The 18,884-nt window shown below is 72.2% G+C and carries 14 protein-coding genes; 4 read left to right on the top strand and 10 right to left on the bottom strand.

Annotated features, from left to right (window positions below; genetic code table 11):
* The first annotated feature begins 217 nt into the window (after nucleotides 1-217).
* Nucleotides 218-1,141 carry an FAD:protein FMN transferase gene (locus O7629_RS04640; RefSeq protein ID WP_278167707.1) on the top strand — a complete coding sequence of 308 codons (924 nt, stop codon included), beginning with the start codon at nucleotides 218-220 and terminating at the stop codon, nucleotides 1,139-1,141.
* Nucleotides 1,142-1,387: 246 nt separating this feature from the next.
* Entirely contained in the window at nucleotides 1,388-1,756 is a 369-nt protein-coding gene (locus O7629_RS04635; protein ID WP_278167706.1) for a hypothetical protein, read from the top strand.
* 63 nt (nucleotides 1,757-1,819) lie between these two features.
* On the opposite strand, the gene serA is transcribed toward O7629_RS04635, so the two are convergent.
* From serA to O7629_RS04605, 6 genes are all read right to left on the bottom strand, one after another.
* On the bottom strand, nucleotides 1,820-3,418 hold the full coding sequence (gene serA, locus O7629_RS04630; RefSeq protein ID WP_278167705.1) for a phosphoglycerate dehydrogenase: 1,599 nt from the start codon (nucleotides 3,416-3,418) through the stop codon (nucleotides 1,820-1,822).
* 292 nt (nucleotides 3,419-3,710) lie between these two features.
* Nucleotides 3,711-4,946: a mannosyl-3-phosphoglycerate synthase gene (mpgS, locus tag O7629_RS04625; protein WP_278167704.1), complete on the bottom strand. Its 1,236-nt coding sequence runs from the start codon at nucleotides 4,944-4,946 to the stop codon at nucleotides 3,711-3,713.
* A gap of 177 nt (nucleotides 4,947-5,123) precedes the next feature.
* Complete coding sequence (ilvC, locus tag O7629_RS04620) at nucleotides 5,124-6,137, bottom strand: ketol-acid reductoisomerase (RefSeq protein ID WP_278167703.1); 1,014 nt, start codon at nucleotides 6,135-6,137, stop codon at nucleotides 5,124-5,126.
* A 103-nt stretch (nucleotides 6,138-6,240) separates the two neighbouring features.
* On the bottom strand, nucleotides 6,241-6,756 hold the full coding sequence (gene ilvN, locus O7629_RS04615) for an acetolactate synthase small subunit (RefSeq protein WP_123600415.1): 516 nt from the start codon (nucleotides 6,754-6,756) through the stop codon (nucleotides 6,241-6,243).
* A gap of 49 nt (nucleotides 6,757-6,805) precedes the next feature.
* The gene (locus O7629_RS04610; RefSeq protein WP_278167702.1) at nucleotides 6,806-8,692 is read right to left on the bottom strand and encodes an acetolactate synthase large subunit; all 1,887 of its coding nucleotides are present in this window, start codon (nucleotides 8,690-8,692) and stop codon (nucleotides 6,806-6,808) included.
* Between the two features lie 197 nt (nucleotides 8,693-8,889).
* Nucleotides 8,890-11,217: a bifunctional diguanylate cyclase/phosphodiesterase gene (locus O7629_RS04605; RefSeq protein WP_278174404.1), complete on the bottom strand. Its 2,328-nt coding sequence runs from the start codon at nucleotides 11,215-11,217 to the stop codon at nucleotides 8,890-8,892.
* 150 nt (nucleotides 11,218-11,367) lie between these two features.
* On the opposite strand from O7629_RS04605, the gene ilvD reads away from it, so the two are divergent.
* Nucleotides 11,368-13,215 carry a dihydroxy-acid dehydratase gene (ilvD, locus tag O7629_RS04600; protein ID WP_278167701.1) on the top strand — a complete coding sequence of 616 codons (1,848 nt, stop codon included), beginning with the start codon at nucleotides 11,368-11,370 and terminating at the stop codon, nucleotides 13,213-13,215.
* A 110-nt stretch (nucleotides 13,216-13,325) separates the two neighbouring features.
* Complete coding sequence (dinB, locus tag O7629_RS04595; RefSeq protein ID WP_278167700.1) at nucleotides 13,326-14,603, top strand: DNA polymerase IV; 1,278 nt, start codon at nucleotides 13,326-13,328, stop codon at nucleotides 14,601-14,603.
* A gap of 36 nt (nucleotides 14,604-14,639) precedes the next feature.
* Here the strand turns inward: dinB and O7629_RS04590 are convergent, their stop codons facing one another.
* The 4 genes from O7629_RS04590 to O7629_RS04575 form a co-directional block, all read right to left on the bottom strand.
* Nucleotides 14,640-15,263 carry a hypothetical protein gene (locus O7629_RS04590; RefSeq protein WP_278167699.1) on the bottom strand — a complete coding sequence of 208 codons (624 nt, stop codon included), beginning with the start codon at nucleotides 15,261-15,263 and terminating at the stop codon, nucleotides 14,640-14,642.
* Between the two features lie 80 nt (nucleotides 15,264-15,343).
* Nucleotides 15,344-15,919 (bottom strand): GNAT family N-acetyltransferase, encoded by a 576-nt coding sequence (locus tag O7629_RS04585; RefSeq protein ID WP_278167698.1) that lies wholly within the window; start codon nucleotides 15,917-15,919, stop codon nucleotides 15,344-15,346.
* Nucleotides 15,920-16,018: 99 nt separating this feature from the next.
* Entirely contained in the window at nucleotides 16,019-17,560 is a 1,542-nt protein-coding gene (locus tag O7629_RS04580; RefSeq protein ID WP_278167697.1) for a sigma-70 family RNA polymerase sigma factor, read from the bottom strand.
* A gap of 37 nt (nucleotides 17,561-17,597) precedes the next feature.
* Nucleotides 17,598-18,467 (bottom strand): hypothetical protein, encoded by an 870-nt coding sequence (locus O7629_RS04575; protein ID WP_278167696.1) that lies wholly within the window; start codon nucleotides 18,465-18,467, stop codon nucleotides 17,598-17,600.
* Between the last annotated feature and the right edge of the window lie 417 nt (nucleotides 18,468-18,884).

Genomic DNA, 18,884 nt, shown 5'->3' with positions numbered 1-18,884 from the left:
CCACGTCAACTCCCTCGTCTGCTCCGTCGACCGCCTAGCGAACGTTAAGCGATCATCCCGGAAATCGGTACGTCGGTCCCAGAATACGGACGCTACTCGCTGGTCGCGGCGTCCCGCGCCGCCCAGGGAGCACACAGCCGGGCTTAACACCATACTTACCTCGGACGGCTACTGTAGGTGAAGACCGGATCCGGGCACCGGCGAAGGAGAATCGACGATGCTGGCGTACCGCGCCGCCCAGCCGGAACCGCCCGATCTGCGGATCGGTCCGACGCCGGGAGCCGGCACCCCGACCGGGTCGTCCGGCACCGCCGCGCCGGCCGACGACAGCCGCCCGGCCGGCCAGCTGGTCGCCCGGCACACCGTCGCCACGTCCACCACCGAGTACCAGCTCGTTCTGGTAGGCAGCGAACGGATCGGCCGGCGTGGGCTGAGCGAGGCGATCGGCGACGCGGTCGCGGAGCTGCGCGCGATCGACGTGACGTACAGTCCGCTGCGGCCGAACAGCCTGGTCTCGCTGCTGCGCCGGGGTGAGGTCGCGGCCGAGGTCTACCCGCCGCTGGCCGACATCGTGCACCGGTGCGAGGCGATGCGGGTGGCCACCGAGGGCTGGTTCGACCCGTGGGCGGTGCCCGGCGGGTTCGACCCGGCCGGCATGATCAAGGGCTGGGCCATCGAGCGGGCCGCTGGTCGGTTGCGCGCTGCCGGGATCACCGACTACGCCGTGGTCAGCGGCGGCGATCTGGTGGTACGCGGACGCGCCCCGCACGGCGGACCGTGGCGGATCGCCCTGCAGCAGCCGCGGTCCGCAGACACCGGCGACGGCCCGGCCGGCGCCACGCCGGGCAGCCAGCCGACCACCGTGACCATGGTGGACGGAGCGATCGGGACCAGTGGACTGACCGCCGGCAGCCGAAAGGTCGTCGACCCGCACACCGGGGCCGTGGTGGAGCGGGACAGCGCCGCCATGGTGATCGGCGCGGACCTCGCGGTGGCCGACGGCTACGCGACCGCGCTGTTCGCCGCCGGACCCGCCGGCCGCGACTGGTTTCCCACAGTGGACGGCTACCACGTGCTGGACCTGGTCGGCGAAAGAAGATCGACCCCTGGCGCGGCCCACCCCCGTGATCTCGGCAAATGACCACGGGAGCGGGCCGGCGACACGTGCGCTCAGCTCGCGCACCGGGGGTGCAGTCACCCGAGAGACCACGGCCCGGCCGGAACGTCACCCGAAGACGCGACCGGCGCCGGAGCAACTCCTGAGCAACCGCACCGCCACGCTATCGATTCCGCACAACCGGGCGCAAGGTTCCAATTCCTCTGACATTGCTTGTCGGCCACGGCACTGGGTGGAATGATCCCCCTGATGGATGGCACGCTGTGCGGCGTGACATTCGATCTAGTCGTATGGGCGTTGGACGATCAGTCCACCTCGGCGGACGTACACGCCGCACACGAACTGTGCCGGCAGGGTGAGCACGCCGACGGTGCGACCGACCGCCGGATCACGTCCTTCCACGCCGCGCTGACCGCCAGTTACCCGGATCAAGGTGCCGCTTCCACCACAGAAGACTGCCCCTGGGCAAAGGTCCCATTACATACCGCAACCGACCACGTCGAGATGAACCTGCGTCAGACCTGCGCCGACGAGGTGCTGCTCACCATCGAACGGCTGGCTCAGGAACACGATCTGCTGCTGCTCGATCCGCAGGACGGCTCGGTCTATCCGCCGCCGGCCAGCGCGTCGACCCGCTGAGCGGGCGGCGGTTCGGGGACGCGGGTCCCCGAACCGCCGAAGCCGGACGACACGTCCGGCAGGTCACTCCTCGCGCAGATCCACCGCGCTGGCCGCGGTCGCCCCGATCGAGCTGGCGGCGTTGTGCAGCGACTCCGCGCCGACGGCGGAGTCAACGGTGAGGGTCATCAGCGCCTCGCCACCGGCGGACCGCCGGGCCACCTGCATGGCGGCGATGTTGACATTGGACTCGCCGAGGATCGAGCCGATGGTCCCGACCACGCCCGGCCGGTCGGCGTACCGGAAGAAGAGCAGGATGCCCTCGGCGGACAGCTCGAGGTCGAAGCCGTCGACCTCGGTCAGCCGGACCACGTCCCGGCCGGCGGACTGCACCACGGTGCCGGAGACACTTGCCGTACCGCCGTCGGGCAGCACGCCCCGGACGGTGACCAGGTTGGGCTGGTCGGCGGTGTCCGGGTGGGTGACCAGCTCCACCTCGACGCCCCGGTCGGCGGCCAGGTGCGGCGCGTTGACGTAGGTGACCTGTTCCTCGACCACCGAGCTGAACAGCCCCTTGGTGGCGGCCAGCTTGAGCACCGACACCTCGTTGCCGACGACCTCGCCGCGTACCTCGACGGTGACGCTGGCCGCGACCACCCCGGCCACCGCGGTGAACACCTTGCCCAGCTTCTCGGCCAGCGGCAGCAGCGGCCGGACGTCCTCGGCGACCACCCCGCCGGCCTGCACGTTCACCGCGTCGGGGACGAATTCGCCCTGCAGCGCGAGCTTGACGCTGCGGGCCACGGCCAGACCCGCCTTGTCCTGCGCCTCGGCGGTCGAGGCGCCCAGGTGCGGGGTGGCGACCACGTTGTCGAAGGCGAACAGCGGCGAGGAGGTGCACGGCTCCTTCGCGTACACGTCGACGCCGGCACCGCCGACCCGGCCCTCGGCCAGCGCGTCGGCCAGCGCCTGCTCGTCGACGAGACCGCCCCGGGCGGCGTTGACGATCCGGACCCCGGGCTTGACGATCGCCAGCTCCTTCTCGCCGATCAGGCCGAGCGTCTCCGGGGTCTTCGGCAGGTGGATCGAGATGAAGTCGCTCTCCCGGAGCAGCTCCTCCAGTCCGACCAGGCGAACTCCGAGCTGCGCCGCGCGGGCCGGCTGGATGTACGGGTCGTACGCGATCAGCCGGGTGCCGAACGCGGCGATCCGCTGCGCGAACAGCACGCCGATGCGGCCGAGCCCGACCACGCCGACGGTCTTGCCCTGCAACTCCACGCCAGTGTACTTGGACCGCTTCCACTCGCCGGCCTTGAGCGCGGCGCTGGCGCTGGCGGTGTTGCGGGCCACCGCGAGCAGCAGGGCGATCGCCTGCTCGGCCGCGGAGACGATGTTGGAGGTGGGTGCGTTCACCACCATGACGCCTCGGGCGGTGGCGGCCGGTACCTCGACGTTGTCCAGGCCGACGCCGGCGCGGGCGACCACCTTCAGCTGGGGCGCGGCGGCCAGCGCCTCGGCGTCGATCTGGGTGGCGCTGCGCACGATCACCGCGTGGGCGTCGGCGAGCGCGCCGAGCAGGGCGGGACGGTCCGTGCCGTCGACGTGGCGGACATCGAAGTCATGAGCGAGTACGTCGATTGCGGCGGGCGCGAGCTCTTCAGCGATCAGTACGACAGGATTCATTGGTCCTCAAAGTCGTCCGGGACGGGTATCTGCGGCGGTGGGGCGCCGCTCTGCGCCCTACGCTCCCCCGCCCGGGTGTCGCGCCGGCACGGAGGCGGCCTACCCGCGATCGTAGGCGCAGCCGTGGACGGCGCGGCTCGGGGCCGGGGGTGAGGGCCCTCACAAATCAGACCTAACACCCGCCCCCGGCCAACCGACGCCGTACTCCGCCCTGGGTTGCGGCGGCCGCTCAACCGCCCCGCCGGACCGCTCAACCGGCGCCCCGGCCCGCTCAACCGCCCCGGCCGGACCGTCAGCCGGCCGGTGCCGGACTGACCGGATGACGGGGGATCCGGCTGCGGACGATGCCGCCGTCACCGATCTGCCGGAACGTGCCGGCCTCCGCCTCCAGGGTGTCGTAGAGCAGGTCGAAGGCGAGCGAACCGACCGGCGGATAGACCCGTTCGCGAGGCGGCTCGGCACCCGGCGACAAAGCCCCCTGGTCGATCATGAACTCGAGGATCGCCTCGCGGACCGCCGGCAGGCACACCGGGGAGTGGTACAGCACGTTGAGCGCCTGCATCCGCATGCCCTGGACGTGCTCCTCGCCCTTGTTGTCGTGGAAGTGCGGGTTGCGGGTCTCCACCTGCAGCACCGGCACCGAATGCGCCATCACCTCGGGGCTGTCGGTGTCCAGGATGCCGCCGAAGCGTTCGAACAGGTCGACGTACTCGTACGGCTCGACCGCGAAACCGCCGGCCAGCCGCAGCCGCAGGCCGAGGTCGAGGCTGAGCGCGTGTTCGCCGGCGTTGCCGGTGGCGATCACCTCGGTGCCGAAGCCGGAGTACTCGGCGATCAGCCGGTTCAGGAACCCGTTGGTGATCTCCGAACTGCGGCCCCGGCGACTGAAGAACAGTCGGCCGTCGCGCAGCTTGGGCTTGGAGTGCCAGGAGATCCGGACCATCGAATACGGGCTGTCGGCCAGGTGCAGGCCAGCGGCGTACACCTTGCAGTATTCGTGGACCGCGCCGGGGACGTAGTTGTCGGCGTCCACGTAGCCGACGTACCGGCGCCCGGTGAGCGCGGCGACCGCCATGCCGATCAGCATGGCCTCGCCCTTGCCGGTGCGGATCAGCCCGCTCTCGTCGATCAGCTCCGGCATGCCAGCGGCTTTCATCGCCGCAGCCAGCCCTGGATCCCGTTGGTGCACGGTGATCGCCGGCCGGTCCGCCGACCGGCAGAACTGCTCGACGGTATGGGCCTCGATTTCATAACGGTCCACCGGCTGCCGGCCGCTGTTCGAGACGAGCACGATCAGACAGTCGTGCGGAATGCCGGAGAGCACTCCTTCGATCACCCTGCGTGTTTCATTCATGCAGGGTATGACCACCACCATGTCCCGCTCGACGGCCCGGATATCCTCCTGGGAGACCAGCCCACGGCCACGGTCACCGGCGACATCCCCCGAGTCCAGCTCGATGACACGCTGAAGCTCATGGATGCGAACGGCCCCGAAGCGCTCCGTGCGGTGCGATTGCTCCAGACGCATGCGGGGCACATTACCCGAGGCGGCCATTAACTACCTGTAACCGTAGGTCAATTATCGGCGTCGGAAACCAACTACCCGAAACCGACCCGAAGCCGCAATCTTCCGGTAACGAAACTCGCCCCGAGATAGGCACAGAGCCCATCACCGATCACCGTCGGTGATGGGCTCTGTCCGGCGTCAGGCGGTCTCGGTGATCGGCCGGTCGACCCAGCTCATCATGCCCCGCAGCTTCCGCCCGGTCTCCTCGATCGGGTGCGCGGCGCCCTCGGCCCGCCACTTGGCGAAGTTCGGCCGGCCCGCGTCGTCCTCGGCGATCCACTCCCGGGCGAACTCCCCGGACTGCACCTCGGCGAGGATCTTGCGCATCTCCTCCTTGACCCGGGCGTCGACCACCCGTGGGCCACGGGAGTAGTCGCCGTACTCGGCGGTGTCCGACACGCTGTAGCGCATCCGGGCGATGCCGCCCTCGTACATCAGGTCCACGATCAGCTTGAGTTCGTGCAGGCACTCGAAGTAGGCGATCTCCGGCGCGTAGCCGGCCTCGGTCAGTACCTCGAACCCGGTCTGCACCAGCGCCGACGCGCCGCCGCAGAGCACCGCCTGCTCACCGAACAGGTCGGTCTCGGTCTCCTCCTTGAAGGTGGTCTTGATCACGCCGGCCCGGGTGCCGCCGATCGCCTTGGCGTACGCCAGGGCGAGGCCGAAGGCACCACCGCTGGCGTCCTGCTCGACCGCGACCAGGCAGGGCACGCCCTTGCCGTCGACGTATTGCCGACGGACCAGGTGCCCGGGGCCCTTCGGCGCCACCATCGCCACGTCCACGTCGGCCGGCGGGGTGATGAACCCGTACCGGATGTTCAGCCCGTGGCCGAAGAAGAGCGCCTTGCCGGCGGTCAGGTTCGGCGCGATCGCCTCGGCGTAGAGCGAGCGCTGCGCGGTGTCCGGCGCCAGCACCATGATCACGTCGGCCCAGGCCGACGCCTCGGCCGGACCGAGCACCCGCAGCCCCTGCTCCTGCGCCTTGGCCCGGCTCTTGGAACCCTCCGGCAGGCCGATCACGACGTCGACACCCGAGTCGCGCAGCGACAACGCGTGGGCGTGGCCCTGGCTGCCGTACCCCAGCACGGCGACCTTCCGCCCCTGGATGACGGCCAGGTCGGCGTCGTCGTCGTAGAACACCTCAGCGGTCATGACTTCCCTCTCGTGTGCCCGGCCACGGTGGCCGGCTTCTCCTCGGGCGGCAGCTGCCTGCCGCAGGTCATCAGGGCCGGCAGCCGATGCCGCCGGCCGGCGGTCAGGCGGCGCGCAGCGCCGGTCCGGTGGTGATCGACCGGGAGCCGCGCCCGATCGCGACCAGACCGGACTGCACCATCTCCTTGATGCCGAACGGTTCGAGATCACGCAGCAACGCGTCCAGCTTGTCGGACGTGCCGGTGGCCTCGACGGTGAGGGTGTCCGGTGCGACGTCCACCACCCGGGCGCGGAACAGGTTCACCGTCTCCAGCACCTGCGACCGCATCGCGCGGTCCGCGCGGACCTTGACCAGCAGCAACTGGCGGGCGACCGACACCGCCGGGTCGAGTTCCACGATCTTCAGTACGTTGACCAGCTTGTTCAGCTGCTTGGTCACCTGCTCCAGCGGCGACGAGTCGGCGTCGACGACGATGGTGATCCGGGAGACCTCGGGATTCTCGGTCTCGCCGACCGCCAGTGAGTCGATGTTGAATCCGCGCCGGGAGAACAGTCCGGACACCCGGGCCAGCACCCCGGGCTTGTTCTCCACCAGCACGGAGAGCGTGTGCTTGGTCATCTCTTCCTCGTCATCATCGGATGGGCCGGGTCGTGACAGGTCGTCCTCGTCACAGGTCGTCCTCGTCGAAGGTGGGCCGGACGTCCCGGGCGAACATGATCTCATCGTTGCTGGTGCCGGCGGCGACCATCGGCCAGACCATGGCGTCCTTACCGACCACGAAGTCGATCACGACCGGGACGTCGTTGATCTCCATCGCGGCGGCGATGGTCTTGTCCACGTCGGCGGCGTTCTCGCAACGCAGCCCGACACAGCCGAGCGCCTCGGCCAGCTTGACGAAGTCCGGGATGCGGTGCTTGTGGGTGCCCAGGTCGGTGTTGGAGTAGCGCTCGCCGTAGAACAGCGTCTGCCACTGCCGGACCATGCCCAGGTTGCCGTTGTTGATCAGCGCCACCTTGACCGGGATGCCCTCCAGGGCACAGGTGGCCAGCTCCTGGTTGGTCATCTGGAAGCAGCCGTCGCCGTCGACCGCCCAGACCACCGTCTCCGGCCGGCCGACCTTCGCACCCATCGCCGCCGGGACCGCGTACCCCATGGTGCCCAACCCGCCGGAGTTGAGCCAGGTGTTCGGCTTCTCGTAGGAGATGAACTGGGAGGCCCACATCTGGTGCTGGCCGACGCCGGCGACGTAGATGGCGTCCGGTCCGGCCAGCTTGCCGAGCCGCTCGATCACGTACTGCGGGGACAGCGTGCCGTCGTCCGGCTCGTCGTAGCCCAGCGGGTACCGCTCCCGCAGGTCGTCCAGCTGCGCCCACCAGTCGCTGCGGTCGCCGGCCGGGCCGGCGGACCGCGCCGCCGGGCGGCCGGCGGGGGTGCCCCGCTCCGCCGCCGGGTACGCCTCGATCAGCTCGTCGATGACGTGCCGGGCGTCGCCGACGATCGGCACGTCGGCGGTACGGTTCTTGCCGATCTCGGCCGGGTCGATGTCGGCGTGCACCACCGCCGCGCCCGGGGCGAAGGAGTCCAGCTTGCCGGTCACCCGGTCGTCGAACCGGGCGCCGAGAGCCACGATCAGGTCCGCCTTCTGCAGCGCGTACACCGCCGCGACGGTGCCGTGCATGCCGGGCATGCCCAGATGCTGCGGGTGCGAGTCGGGGAACGCGCCCCGGGCCATCAGCGTGGTGACCACCGGGATGCCGGTCAGTTCGGCGAGCCGACGCAGCCCCTCGGTGGCCTGCGCCTTGAGCACACCGCCGCCGACGTAGAGCACCGGGCGGCGGGCCCCGGCCATCAGCCGGGCCGCCTCGCGGATCTGCTTGCCGTGCGGGTGCAGGGTGGGCCGGTAGCCGGGCAGGTCCAGCGTGGGCGGCCAGGCGAAGGTGGTCTGGGCCTGCAGCACGTCCTTGGGGATGTCGACCAGCACCGGGCCGGGCCGGCCGGTGGCCGCCAGGTGGAACGCCTCGGCCAGCACCCGGGGGATCTCCTCGCCCGACTGCACCAGGTAGTTGTGCTTGGTGATCGGCAGGGTGATGCCCTGGATGTCGGCTTCCTGGAAGGCGTCGGTGCCGATCGACGGGCGGGCCACCTGGCCGGTGATGGCCACGATCGGCACCGAGTCCATGTACGCGTCGGCGATCGGCGTGACCAGGTTGGTGGCGCCCGGACCGGAGGTCGCCATGCACACCCCGACCCGGCCGGTGGCCTGGGCGTAGCCGGTCGCGGCGTGCCCGGCACCCTGTTCGTGGCGGACCAGGATGTGCCGCACCGTCGAGTCGTACAGCGGGTCGTAGGCCGGCAGGATCGCCCCGCCGGGGATGCCGAACACCACGTCGACGCCGAGTGCTTCCAGGGACCGGACCAGGCAACCCGCGCCGGAGACCGGCACCGGCGGGGCCGGCGGCGGGGTCACGGCGTTGGCGAGGGTGGCCGGGGTCGGCGCGGCCGCCGCTGCCGAGTGCGCGCGGTGGGCGAGGGTCTCGGGCGTGGGTCTCGTCATGACGATTCAGGCCTTCAGCTCAGTGGTCTCGTGACATGGGTCTCGGCGGCGTATCCGGCAGATGGGACCGATCGGCCGGAACCGGCAGGGATTTGGCAATAAAAACGGCCCTCGTGCAGATGCACGGGGCCAGCGCACTCTCGATCGGAGAGTGCGCTCAGGTAAGTACTCGAGACGACAGAGTCAGCGACATGGGGCTAAGCCTGACGCATCTCACGCGATGAGTCAACTGATCTCACATCCTGGGCGGGTAGCGATGCCGCACCGGCGCTGGCCTGCTGATTTTCGCTGGAGCGGCGGCGACCGCCGATTCCATGCCGGTTACCGGACGACGTCGCCGCCGACAGCATCGCCTCCAGATGCTCAGCCGGCACCCCCCACCCGAACAGCGCGCCCTGCCCGAACCGGCAGCCCGCCTCCACCACGACGGCAAGCTCCGCCTGGTTGGTCACGCCCTCGGCGATGACCTCCAGACCCAGCTGGTGCCCGAGCCGCATCACCACGTCGACCATCGGCGCGAACGCCCGCCGGCCCGGCAGCGGCGGCGCGACCGGACCCTGCTCGGCCACCAGACTGTGGTCGATCTTGAGAATGTCGATCGGCAGGTTCCGCAGCTGGCCGAGCGACGAGTAGCCGGCGCCGAAATCGTCCAGGGCGATCCGTACCCCGGTGGCGCGCAGCGCCTTCAGCCGGCGGATCAGCTCCGCGAGATCCCGGGCGACGGCATGTTCGGTGACCTCCAGCACCAGGCGTTGCGACGGCACCCGGTGCCGTCGCAACGCCTCGTCGACCTGCAGCACGTACTCCGGGGCGTGCAACTCGTGCGGCGACACGTTGACCGACACCCAGACGTCGTGCCCCTCGGCCAGCCAGCGGGACAGCTGCCGGCACGCCTCGTCGAGCACCCAGGCACCCAGCCGGCTGATCATCCCGCACTCCTCGGCCAGCGGGATGAACTCGTCCGGTGGCACCTTGCCCAACTCCGGATGGTGCCAACGGATCAACGCCTCGGCACCGACCGGCCGTACCGACGGCACCGCCACCACCGGCTGGAAGGCCAGCCGCAGCTCGCCGCGGTCGATCGCGCCGCGCATCTCGTGCTCCAGCCGGACCCGGCGACGCTGGGCCTGGTCGTAGGAGACGTCGTAGCGCTCCACCCGGTTCTTGCCCCGCTGCTTCGCCGAGCGCAGCGCCAGGTCCGCGTTGCGCAGCAGCGTCGGTACGTCCTGCGCGGTCGAACAGCAGGCCATCCCGATGCTCGCCGACACGTAGATCGGCCCCTTGTCATGCGGGTACGGCTCGTCGAGGGCGCGCAGGATCCGGACCGCGACGCGGTGCGCCTGCTCCGGGTCGGAGTACGACAGCAGTACGGCGAACTCGTCACCGCCCAGCCGGGCGGCCAACCCCGCCCCGGCCAGCTCGGCGACCAGCCGCCGGCCCACCTCGATCAGCACCGCATCGCCGACGTCGTGGCCCCGCATGTCGTTGACCGTCTTGAAACCGTCCAGGTCCAGGGTGAGCAGCCCGCCGGGACGCTGATCGGCGACACAGTCGTACAGCTCGTGCAGCAGCGCCCGCCGGTTGGCCAGCCCGGTCAACGGGTCGGTGTGGGCCAGGTTGCGGAAATGGGCCTCGCTGGACGCCAGCCGGGCGGCGTACCGACGCACGTCGAGCAGGGCCAGATACTGCCGGCCCACCAGGATGAAGCCCTCCAGGCTGCCGACCGCCACCGCGACGGTGGTGAACTCGCCGCCGCTCGCCACGTGGTAGAACCCGGCGGCGGCCATCACCACCATCGGCAGGAACACGTACCCGGCCCCGCGCGGCACCAGGCCGGCCGGCGTACTGCCGCCGCACCCCGGCCGTCCCCCACCGAGCCAGACCAGCACCAGCCCGACCGGCAACCCGACGGCACCGGCCAGGACGAGCCCCACACCGTACTGGCAGATGCCGGCCGCCGCAGCGATGCCGCTGAGCCCGATCAGCACCGTGCCCGCACCGCCGAGCAGCGGGCCGGCCGGATGGCGGCCGCTGTGCAGCGCGGTCATCACCGCCACGCCGGTGATCGCGGCGACGGTCGCGGTAGCCAGCAGGATCGCCGGGCAGGCGGTCGGGGTCGCCGCGCCCAGCAGCCGGGTCGGTGGGGCGACCAGCACCCAGCCGGTGAACCACAGCGCCGCACCGACCGCCAGGCAGTCGAGCAGGTGACGCGCGGTCGGCGCGGACCGCCCGGCGGTGCCCGGCAGCCGCAGCAGGCCCCAGATCAGCAGCAGTCCGCCGAGCGCGCAGCCGACCGCGACGACCGTGGCGAGCAGGCTCCGCTGGGGCTGTTGCCGGTCCCACTCGGCGGTCATCGTGACGGCGCCGACCAGCCCGGTCAGCACGCTGACGGTGGTCAGCCCGGCGCCGACCGCGAGCAGCCGGTGGGCCCGGTCCGACGATCCGTCCCGACGGCGAGCCACGACGAACAACCATCCCGCGCCCAGCGCAGCCGCCAGCCCACTCGCCAACGCGAGCGCCTGCATGCCCGAGGGGAGGTGCACGGCACAACTCTGCCGGATCGGCGCCGGCCCGTGGTGCCGGGGTGCGGGTTTGCCGGCAGCAAACATCCCGACACGTGAAACGCGACACGGCTGGGGCCGCCGGCCCGGCAACCGTGGTGTAACACTTGTCGAATGCCTGAGCTGCGGTCGAGGACCTCCACCCACGGTCGGACGATGGCCGGCGCCCGGGCCCTGTGGCGGGCCACCGGGATGACCGACGACGACTTCGGCAAGCCGATCGTCGCCATCGCCAACAGCTTCACCCAGTTCGTGCCCGGCCACGTACATCTCAAGGACCTCGGCGGGCTGGTCGCCGACGCGGTGGCCGACGCCGGCGGGGTGGGCCGCGAGTTCAACACCATCGCCGTCGACGACGGCATCGCCATGGGCCACGGCGGCATGCTCTACTCGCTGCCCAGCCGGGAGCTGATCGCCGACGCCGTCGAGTACATGGTCAACGCGCACTGCGCCGACGCGCTGGTCTGCATCTCGAACTGCGACAAGATCACCCCGGGGATGCTGCTCGCCGCGCTGCGGCTGAACATCCCGACCGTGTTCGTCTCCGGTGGCCCGATGGAGGCCGGCAAGACCGTCGCCGTCGAGGGCGTCGTGCACGCCAAGCTCGATTTGATCGACGCGATGATCGCCGCGTCGAACGACGCCGTCACCGACGACCAGCTCGACACCATCGAGCGGTCCGCCTGCCCGACCTGCGGCTCCTGCTCCGGCATGTTCACCGCCAACTCGATGAACTGCCTCACCGAGGCGGTCGGGCTGGCGCTGCCGGGCAACGGCTCGGTGCTGGCCACCCACGCCGCCCGCAAATCGCTGTTCGTCGAAGCCGGCCGGACCGTCGTGGAGATCGCCAAGCGGTGGTACGACGGCGACGACGCCTCGGTGCTGCCCCGCGCCGTCGCCAGCCGGGCCGCGTTCGAGAACGCGGTCGCCCTGGACGTGGCGATGGGCGGCTCCACCAACACGGTGCTGCACCTGCTGGCCGCCGCCCGCGAGGCCGAGCTGGACTTCGGCGTCGCCGACATCGACGACATCTCCCGCCGGGTGCCCTGCCTGGCCAAGGTCGCCCCGAACACTCCGAAATACCACATGGAGGACGTGCACCGGGCCGGCGGCATCCCGGCGATCCTCGGCGAACTGGACCGGGCCGGCGCGCTACGCCGCGACGTGCACGCCGTGCACTCGCCGTCGCTGACCCAGTGGCTGGCCGACTGGGACATCCGGGGCGGCAGCGCCTCCGACGAGGCGGTCGAGCTGTTCCACGCCGCCCCCGGCGGGGTGCGCACCACCGAGCCGTTCTCCACCACCAACCGCTGGTCCAGTCTGGACACCGACGCGGCGCAGGGCTGCATCCGCGACGTCGCCCACGCGTACTCCGCCGACGGCGGCCTGGCGATCCTGCACGGCAACCTGGCCCCGCAGGGCGCGGTGGTCAAGACCGCCGGGGTGCCCGACGACTGCCTGACCTTCCGCGGCCCGGCCAAGGTGTACGAGTCGCAGGAGGACACCGTCTCGGCGATCCTGGCCGGCGAGGTGGTCGCCGGTGACGTGGTCGTGGTCCGCTACGAAGGCCCCAAGGGTGGGCCGGGCATGCAGGAGATGCTCTACCCGACCTCGTTCCTGAAGGGGCGCGGCCTCGGCCGGGCCTGCGCGCTGATCACCGACGGCCGGTTCTCCGGCGGCACCTCCGGGCTGTCCATCGGGCACGCCTCCCCCGAGGCCGCCTCCGGTGGGCTGATCGCCCTGGTCGAGCCGGGCGACGAGATCGTCATCGACATCCCGGCCCGGCGGCTGGAGCTGAACGTGCCCGACGAGGTACTGCAGGCCCGCCGAATCGCCCAGGAGAAGCGGGACCGCCCGTACACCCCGGTCGACCGGCAGCGGCCGGTGTCGGCGGCGCTACGGGCGTACGCCTCGATGGCCACCTCGGCCAGCGACGGCGCGTACCGCCTCGTCCCGGAGTGACCCGCCGCCACCCGCAGTGATCCGCCGCCACCCGCAGTGATTCGCCGCCTCGTCGGCACCGTCTCCGCAGGTCACACCCGTTCGTCGAACGTTTGTGCGATGATGGCGCGGTGGCGGGTGAGGCCAGCATCCTGCACGCCGACCTGGACGCGTTCTACGCCTCGGTCGAGCAGCGCGACGACCCCCGGCTGCGCGGCCGGCCGGTGATCGTCGGCGCCGGCGTGGTGCTGGCCGCCAGCTACCAGGCCAAGGCACGCGGCGTACGCACCGCGATGCCCGCCCGGCGGGCCCGGCTGATCTGCCCGGAGGCGGTGGTGGTGCCGCCCCGGATGGCGGCCTACACGGCGGCCAGCCGGGCGGTGTTCGAGGTGTTCCGGCAGACCACGCCGCTGGTCGAACCGCTCTCCATCGACGAGGCGTTCCTCGACGTCGGTGGGCTGCGCCGGCTCGTCGGCACACCCGCCGACATCGCCGCCCGGCTGCGGGTCGCGGTCCGCGACCAGGTCGGACTGCCGATCACCGTCGGGGTGGCCCGGACCAAGTTCCTGGCCAAGGTGGCCAGCGGCGTCGCCAAACCGGACGGGCTGCTGGTGGTGCCGCCCGACAAGGAGTTGGCGTTCCTGCACCCGCTGCCGGTCGAACGGCTCTGGGGCGTCGGCCCGGTCACCGCCGGCAAGCTACGTGAACGCGGCATCACCACGGTCGGCCGGGTGGCCGGCCTCGGGGAGGCGGCGCTGGTCAGCATCGTCGGTGCCGCCGCCGGCCGGCACCTGCACGCCCTCGCCCACAACCAGGACCCGCGCCGGGTCCAGACCGGCGGCCGGCGCGGCTCGATCGGCTCCCAGCAGGCGCTCGGCCGGGCCAGCCGGGACCCGGCCGACGTGGACGCGATCCTCGCCGGGCTGGTCGACCGGGTCGGCCGCCGGATGCGGGCCGCCGGGCGCACCGGCCGGACGGTCACCCTGCGGCTGCGGTTCGGCGACTTCACCCGGGCCACCCGCGCGCACACCCTGCCCCGGGCCACCAACCAGACGTCGACCGTCCTGGACACCGCCCGCGACCTGCTGGCCGCCGCCGGACCGATGATCCGCGAACGCGGGCTGACCCTGGTCGGCGTCTCGGTCGGCAACCTCGGCGACGGGCAGGCGACCCAGTTGGCGTTGCCCCTCGGACCGGCCGACGCTCCACCGGAGGCAGCGGCGCGGCATTCCGTCGGTCGGCCGGCCGACCAGTCGGGCGCGCGGCCGGTCGACGGCCCGGCCGGTCGGCAGGAGAGCCTGGACGCCGCGCTCGACGCGGTCCGGGACCGGTTCGGGTCCAGCGCGGTCAACCGGGCGGTGCTGCTCGGCCGCGACCTCGGTCCCGCCGCCCCACTGCTGCCGGACTGACCCGGCCACCGACGATGGCCAGCGTCCGGCCTCCGGTCAGTCGGCCGACACCGCTGGGTCGGCCGGCGGTGCCGCCGGCCACAGCTCGACGGCACCGGCCGCCGCCTGCCGGATCAACTCACCGGAGACCTCCACCCGGCTGTGCGGGATGTCCCGCGCCGGCCAGGCGCACCCCACCGTCACCGGACCGTCCGGCGGCAGCGGCCACACCCAGAAGCGGGCGTCGTGCCGCTGCTGGTCGGTGCTGGCCACCACGGGTGACAGCAACGGGCCGGGCGGTTCGCGGTCGGCCGGCGACGCGCTCCGGTGCAGGCTGCTCAGCGCCGTACCGTCGGCGAACCGGACCATCACCTGCAAGCCGCCGACCCCGTCGACCGGGGAACGCGGCCGAGGCGGCCCCGACGCACCGGTCTGCTCCCGCGCCAGCCCGACGGCAGTGGTCGGGTCGACGGCGGTAGCCGGCTCCGGGGCCCGCAGGACCGCGCTGATGTCGAACTCGAAACCCGTCGGGTACGCCAGCAGACTGGTCAGGATCACTGCGGCCTGATCACTGCGGGCCAGCAACAGTTGCCCGGCGACCACACCGCCGAGCACCGCAACCGGGCGGGCCAGCCACGGCCGGGAAGCATCAGACGCCGGTACGGGATCTGCCGTTTCCATCGGTAAACCATGCCATGGATCGACCCTGGCCCACGTCACCGCACCGCCCGGTCCGGCGACCCCACCGGCTGAGGTCGGGGTCAGCGGATCCGCTGGCTGAGGATCTGGCCTGGCCACGGGCCGTCCGGCCGGTCGACGGTGAACGGCTCGGCGGCGGTGAACCCGGCCCGCTCGTAGTAGCGGACCAGCGCCCGGTCACCACCGGCGTAGCAGTCGACCCGCAGCAGGGTCGCGCCGCGTTCCACAGCGATCCGCCGGGCCTCGTCGAGCAGCGCACCGCCGATCCCGTGACCGGCCCACCGCCGATCGGTGACCAGCAGGTTCACGTACAACTCGGGCTCGTTGACCGGCGGTACGTAGGACCGGGCGGTGCCGACGGCGAGCGCCCCGACGACCCGCTCGCCACCATCGCCGACCGGCACGCAGGCCAGCACCAGGCCGCTCTCCTTCGCCCACCCGGTGACCATCGCGACCCGGCGCGGGTCGGTCGACTGCGGTTCGGTCCCCCACTGCCCGGTACGGCCGTGTTCGGCCAGCCAGCGGACCGCGTCGTCGAGCAGCGCGAGGACCGCCGGGACGTCCGCCTGGGTGCCGGCCCGGTGATAGATCCGGGCCCGGTCGTCGAAGCGGTCGCCGCCGTCGGTGTCACGTTGCATGCCGGACATCCTGCCGTCTCGGCCGAGGTGACGTCGACCGGGCAGGACGTCGGTCACAGACCCTTGCCCGGCGGGCGCATCGACGCCGGTCTTCCCTGGTCAGATCGGCACCGGGCACGGGTTGGCGGCCGGGTACGGCCCGGCACCGGCCCGCCGCCCGTCAGCTGCCACGACGACGACCTGCCAGTCGACCGACGCCACGGCCATCCGCCAGACCTGCCCGGTGGCGGTGTCCCCGGAGACGGTCATCGCCACCTCGCCGCCCCGCGGCGGCACCCCGCCCGGCGCGGCGATGCCGCCCGGACCGCCGGCACCGGGGCCGGAAGTCGACTCCGGGTCGGTTCCCGGTTCCGCAGTCGGATCCGTCGGCGGCGGCTGCGTCGAACCGGCCGCGCCGCTGGTCCAGGTGAGCACCGCCGACTCGACGGTGCCGCCGGTGACGGTGGCGACCACGGTCAACTGGTAGCGGCTGGAGCCGGTGCAGGAGACCTGCGCCTCGGCCTGGACCGTCAACGGCAGCGGCCCGGCGGGGCCGGTCGGCTCGGGGCCGCCGGCCGACGCGGTCGCCGTTGGCGTCGTCGGTGCCGGCCTGCTCGAGGCGGCTGTCGGCGCGCTGCTGGCCGACGGCGTGGTCGGTGGCGCGGCCAGACCTGGCGACCCGGCCGGCGCCGACCGGGCGGTGTCGTCGACCGTGGCCAGCCGGGGCACCACCACCACCGCTGCACCGCCGATCAGCAGGGCCAGCACGGCGGCCGCCGCCAGGCCGGCCATCAGCCGACCTCGGCGCGGCTCGCCTCGGCGGGGGAAGGCGGTGGCCGGGTCGAACCGGCCGGCCCGCTGCTCGATCCGCGCCCGGGCCGCCGCCTGCCCGGCGTCGGCACTGGTCGACACCAGCCGGGGCCAGAGCTCCGCCGGAACGGCGAGCATCGGCAGGGTCGCGTACGCGGAGAACAACGCGGCTGGGCTGACCTGCCGGCGGCGCCGGTCGGCGCAGGTCGGGCAGGACTCGATGTGCCGACTGACCCGCTTGCGTAGCAACACGGTGAGCGTGCCGTCCCAGCCGCGCAGCAGCTCACCGAGGGTTGGGCAGTCGTCGGCACCGGTGCGGGCCACCAGTAACGCGCCGATGGCCCGTTCGAGTTGGGTCCGGGCCCGGGACAGCCGGGCGTGCGCGTGACTGTCGGAAACCCCCAGCACGGCACCGACGTCGGCGGCGGACAGGTCGTGCCGGATGGCGAGCTCGATCACCTGCCGGTCACCGGGGTTCAGCCCGGCGGCCGCTGACCGGACCAGCTCCCGCAGCTGTTCGGCACCGAGCCCGGTGACCGGGTCGACCGGCGTGGCGGGCAGCTCGCCCACGTCGTCCAGCGGCAGCTGCCGCCGCTGACCACGGATCACCCGCAGGCACTCGTTACGGGCGATGGCGTACAGCCACGGGCGCAAGCGCTCCGGGTCGCGCAGCTGCGCCGCCCGCTGGCCGGCCAGGACGAACGTGTCGTGGACGGCGTCGGCCGCGCCGTCCGCGTCGCGCAGCAGGAACCGGCAGTACGTGTACAGCCGGTCGGCGTACACGCGGTAGGCACGGTCGAGGCCGCGCGGGTCACCGGCGACCAGCGCGGCCACGATGGCACGATCGTCCACCCGGGCAATGCTAGGCGGCGCGGTCGAGGCCGGACCGTCACTGTCGCCAATACTCCAGTTGGTAGCGCGACGGGTCGGGCTGCCCGTTGCCGTGGCCGATGAGGCAGAGCCGGGTGTTGCCGGCCGCGACCAGCCGGGCCCGTTCGGCGTCGGCCGCACTGGCCAGGAAGAGCAGCGGGGTGGCTGCGGCGCGCAGCCCCCAGCCGTCGCCGTCGGGTCCGTGCACGGCCAGGTCCGCCGGGTCGTACGTGATGCAGTCGAAGTTCGGTGCGGGGCCGAACGGCAGCCCGGATGGGCTCTGGAAGTAGGTGATGATGTAGCGGTGCCGGTCGGCGCGGTCGTTGTCCCGGCCGATGAAGCAGAGCCGGGTCCAGTTGCGCGCCACCTTGACGCCGTCCTCGGCGTCGGTCTTGGTGGCGAAGAGCTTGATGGCGTGGCCGCCGTCGCGCATCCGCCACGCGTCGCCGCTCTGCTCGATGGTCAGGTTCGCCGGGTCGTACGTCACGCAGTCCTCGGCGGCCGGCTGCACCGGCGGTTCCGGTTCACCGCCGTCACCGCCGTCACCGGAACCCCCACCGCTGGGGTGGTCAGAATCGCCACCGCCGTCGCCGGTGCCGCCGCCCGGGTCGCTGTCGTCGGCATCGTCGCCGCTGCCGCCGGTCTGCGGCTCGCCGTTGCCGGCCGACCCGCTGCCGCCGACGCCGGTCGGCGCGCCACCGAGCCCGGCAGCCCCGGACACCTGGCCACCGTCCGACGCTGCGTCGATCCGCCCCGACCCGGACGGGCCGCAGGCCGCCAACACCGCCGCGAGCAGCACGCCCAGGACGGCGGCGGCGACGAACGTGACGGTGCCCCACCGCCAGGTCGACCGCCGCGCCAGCACCCCGAACTTGGTCGTGTAGATCATCTGGTCCTCCAGCCTCTCCGTGCCGGGCGGGTCGATGCCCCACCCGGGTCCCGGCCCGCCCGGGGCACGGGACGTCCGGCGACGTCGCCGGACACGGGTGAGAGGCGGCGGCCGGCCGAGGACCAACAACTTTTTCGCCGACCCGTCGGCCGGATGCGCAGCCGACGGGTCAGCCAGATGTGCGGCTGACCTGCTGGTGGAGTGCCCGTGCCAGCTCCCCGGACCCAAGGTGTCTCCGCGAGCTTGATGCCACAGGTGCATCATGATTCACCTCTGGCATCAAGCTCGACGAGCATCTCCGATCCGGAACGGAATTGGACGAAGATGATCAATACAAGTTTCGTCTCCACCCTGGACTATGTGGGCACGACGGGAGAAGATACCGGCACGCAAGGCAGTCGATTCCTGGCTGGAAGC

Origin of the sequence: Solwaraspora sp. WMMD792 (assembly GCF_029626105.1) — a bacterium.
Taxonomy (GTDB): domain Bacteria; phylum Actinomycetota; class Actinomycetes; order Mycobacteriales; family Micromonosporaceae; genus Micromonospora_E.
This window is presented reverse-complemented; position numbering and strand designations above follow the sequence as displayed.

Excerpts from the sequence above, each read along its gene's own strand:
- serA (WP_278167705.1), bottom strand. The coding sequence starts at position 3,418 with ATGAATCCTGTCGTACTGATCGCTGAAGAGCTCGCGCCCGCCGCAATC.
- ilvN (WP_123600415.1), bottom strand. The coding sequence starts at position 6,756 with ATGACCAAGCACACGCTCTCCGTGCTGGTGGAGAACAAGCCCGGGGTG.
- mpgS (WP_278167704.1), bottom strand. The coding sequence starts at position 4,946 with ATGCGTCTGGAGCAATCGCACCGCACGGAGCGCTTCGGGGCCGTTCGC.
- O7629_RS04575 (WP_278167696.1), bottom strand. The coding sequence starts at position 18,467 with ATGATCTACACGACCAAGTTCGGGGTGCTGGCGCGGCGGTCGACCTGG.
- O7629_RS04640 (WP_278167707.1), top strand. The coding sequence starts at position 218 with ATGCTGGCGTACCGCGCCGCCCAGCCGGAACCGCCCGATCTGCGGATC.
- O7629_RS04590 (WP_278167699.1), bottom strand. The coding sequence starts at position 15,263 with ATGGAAACGGCAGATCCCGTACCGGCGTCTGATGCTTCCCGGCCGTGG.
- ilvC (WP_278167703.1), bottom strand. The coding sequence starts at position 6,137 with ATGACCGCTGAGGTGTTCTACGACGACGACGCCGACCTGGCCGTCATC.
- O7629_RS04605 (WP_278174404.1), bottom strand. The coding sequence starts at position 11,217 with ATGCAGGCGCTCGCGTTGGCGAGTGGGCTGGCGGCTGCGCTGGGCGCG.
- O7629_RS04585 (WP_278167698.1), bottom strand. The coding sequence starts at position 15,919 with ATGCAACGTGACACCGACGGCGGCGACCGCTTCGACGACCGGGCCCGG.
- O7629_RS04610 (WP_278167702.1), bottom strand. The coding sequence starts at position 8,692 with ATGACGAGACCCACGCCCGAGACCCTCGCCCACCGCGCGCACTCGGCA.
- ilvD (WP_278167701.1), top strand. The coding sequence starts at position 11,368 with ATGCCTGAGCTGCGGTCGAGGACCTCCACCCACGGTCGGACGATGGCC.